Here is a 2,510-nt window from a genome sequence, read left to right on the forward strand (position 1 = left end):
GTTGCTTATTGTTTATGGATTACCAATATTGACCCGCTAAAGTATGATTTGCTTTTTGAGCGTTTCTTAAATCCGGATCGTGTTTCAATGCCCGATATTGATATTGATTTTGACGACGAAGGTCGAGGAAAAGTCATGGATTATGTGATTCAAAAATACGGTTCCAATCAAGTGGCTCAAATTATAACGTATGGAAAAATGGCGACTAAATCTGCCATTCGAGATACGGCACGTGTATTGGATTTGCCATTGTTTGAAGCCGATCGATTGGCCAAATTGATTCCTAACATGATGCCTGCGAAATGGAATCTTGCCCGATTTTTATCTGAAAAAGAAGAGGAGGTTAAAAAAGCAGTTCGTTCGGATGAATTTGATCGGGTCAAAGAATTAATTGCCATTGCAAATGAGCGTGAATTAGCGGGAGAAACCATTCAGCAAGCAAAAGTTTTGGAAGGGTCGTTACGAAATACCGGTATTCATGCTTGTGGTGTCATTATTACACCTGATGATATTTCCAATTTTGTACCCGTAGCTACAGCAAAAGATTCCGATTTGTACGTCACACAATTTGACAACTCGGTCGTTGAAAGTGCTGGTTTGTTGAAAATGGACTTTTTAGGGTTAAAAACATTGACCTTAATTAAAGACACAGTAAAACTGGTCAAATACCGTCACAATGTAGAACTTGATCCGGATGAATTTCCCATCGACGATGTCAAAACCTACGAGTTGTTTCAACGGGGAGAAACAGTGGGTATTTTTCAATACGAATCGGTTGGAATGCAAAAATACCTACGCGATTTAAAGCCTACGGTTTTTGGCGATTTAATTGCCATGAACGCATTATACCGTCCCGGGCCATTGGAATATATCCCCTCTTTTGTTCGCAGAAAAAACGGCGAAGAAGAAATAAAATATGATTTGGATGCTTGTGCAGAATATTTAGATGAAACCTACGGTATTACAGTTTATCAAGAGCAAGTAATGCTTTTGTCACAATCTTTAGCCGATTTTTCCAAAGGTGATGCCGACGTGTTGCGGAAAGCCATGGGTAAAAAAGATCGAGCAACGTTGGACAAAATGAAGCCAAAATTCATAGAGCAAGCGGCGTCTAAAGGTCACGAGGCAACTATTTTAGAGAAAATTTGGAAAGATTGGGAAGCTTTTGCAAGTTATGCCTTTAATAAATCGCATTCCACTTGTTACGCTTGGATTGGTTATCAAACAGCTTATTTAAAAGCACATTATCCGGCTGAATACATGGCTGCAGTTCTCTCTAACAATATGAACGATATCAAACAAGTGTCGTTTTTTATGGAAGAATGTAAACGGATGGGGTTAAAAGTATTAAGTCCGGATGTGAACGAGTCCTTCTATAAATTTACCGTAAACGACAGCGGAGCAGTTCGTTTTGGAATGGGAGCAATTAAAGGTGTGGGTGCCGGAGCTGTTGAAACAATCGTTCAAAACCGACTAAAAGACGGAAAATACAAATCAATTTTCGATTTAGGAAAGCGAATTGATTTGCGTGCTGCTAATAAAAAAGCATTTGAAAACTTAGCCTTAGCCGGAGGATTTGACGGATTTTCTGAAACGCATCGTGCACAGTATTTTCATCACGATGGCGATAATGTGACATTTTTGGAAAAGGCCATTCGATATGGAGCAAAATACCAAGAAAATGAAAATTCCGCTCAAGTAAGTTTGTTTGGTGATGCCAGTGAAATTCAAATTGCCGAGCCTGTCGTGCCTCCTTGTGAAGAGTGGAGCACGATGGAAAAACTGGCCAAAGAAAAAGAAGTGGTCGGGATTTATATTTCCGGGCATCCTTTGGATGATTACCGGTATGAAATGAAGTATTTCTGTAATTCTAAATTGGAATCATTGAAACACTTGGAACAACACGTCAATAAAAATCTCACTTTTGGGGGCATTATTACTAATGTGCAACATCGTGTAGCTCAAAACGGAAAAGGCTGGGCTTCTTTTACATTAGAAGGCTATGATGAGAGTCATGAGTTTCGTATTTATGGCGAAGAGTATTTAAAATTCAGACATTTCCTCATACAGAATAATTTCACGTTTTTGAAAGTCATGGTTCGTGAAGGATGGGCCAATGCGGAAACAGGAAAAAAGGGGGATCCGCGAATTCAGTTTCAAATGATTCAATATTTACAAGATGTATTGACGCAGTTTGCAAAAAAACTAACGATTCAAATGAATATTATGGACTTGAAACAGCAAGTAATTGAAGAGTTAGGGACTGTTTTTAAAAATTTCAAAGGTGACAATACAGTAACTTTTGAAGTAATGGAATTAGAAAAAGTCAGTAGAGAAATTGAAATTAAGCCTGTCGTTTTATCGGTTGAAGAAGATTTGGATGTTGAAAATTTAGAGGAAATTGAAATGGAACTGCAACCTCCAACGGAAGAGATTAAACTGGTTACTAAATTAACGATGCCAAGTCGAAAATTAAAAGTTCAAATATCCAATGAACTTTTATCCGAGTT

The 2,510-nt window shown here is 38.1% G+C and carries 1 protein-coding gene; it reads left to right on the forward strand.

All coding sequences use genetic code 11. The features are described from left to right. The coding region (locus ACIQ2S_RS12955; protein WP_396176660.1) for a DNA polymerase III subunit alpha at positions 1-2,510 on the forward strand (2,510 nt) is incomplete at both ends.

Source organism: Flavobacterium sp., from assembly GCF_044371705.1.
In the GTDB taxonomy this organism is placed as follows: Bacteria; Bacteroidota; Bacteroidia; order Flavobacteriales; family Flavobacteriaceae; genus Flavobacterium.